This window comes from Bifidobacterium sp. LH_389 (genome assembly GCF_056357235.1).
This window is the reverse complement of the sequence record NZ_JBKEVR010000039.1, coordinates 1-639: the sequence shown is the minus strand read 5'-3', so window position 1 is coordinate 639 and position 639 is coordinate 1. Positions and strand designations below refer to the sequence as shown.

Sequence of the window (639 nt, the reverse complement as noted above, 5' to 3'; positions counted from 1 at the left end):
TCACACGGGATTCCACGAGGCCCGCGCTACTTGGGACATCCGATCCACAGACCATGCGCCGACGGGTACGGGACCATCACCCTCTACGGCCCGGCATCCAATCCGGTTCCCCTCACGCACGGTTTTGTCACTGAAGCCCGGCACGTCGGCACCGGGACACGAACTCCCACAACCCCCACGCCGCAACCCCCGACGGGTATCGCACGGCACGGGTTTGGTCATCGTCCGCTTTCGCTCGCCACTACTCACGGAATATCTCCTCCTGCAGGTACTGAGATGTTTCACTTCCCTGCGTACCCCCCACCCAAACGGATGGTGACAGCCCATCGAGGCTGCCGGGTTGCCCCATTCGGAAACCCTCGGATCAAAGCCCTGTCGGCGGCTCCCCGAGGACTATCGCGGCCCCACGCGTCCTTCATCGGTCCTGTCTGCCAAGGCATCCACCACGAGCCCACACCAGCCAACCACGAACCCCAACCCCCAAAAAAGAGGGAAGGGAACGCGGGCCGGCGGCCATCGCAAACGTCCAGACGACACATCAACACACAAAACATGATCACAAACGACCGAACGAACAACAATAACAAACAAACTACTGAAGTTCGATCGAAATCAACAACGAAACCACCACGACCCCAG

1 rRNA gene is annotated in these 639 nt (G+C 60.3%); it reads right to left on the bottom strand.

The window, feature by feature from the left end:
* Nucleotides 1–467 (bottom strand): 23S ribosomal RNA (locus AC1AZA_RS11410); the annotation flags it as partial.
* Nucleotides 468–639 lie beyond the last annotated feature (172 nt).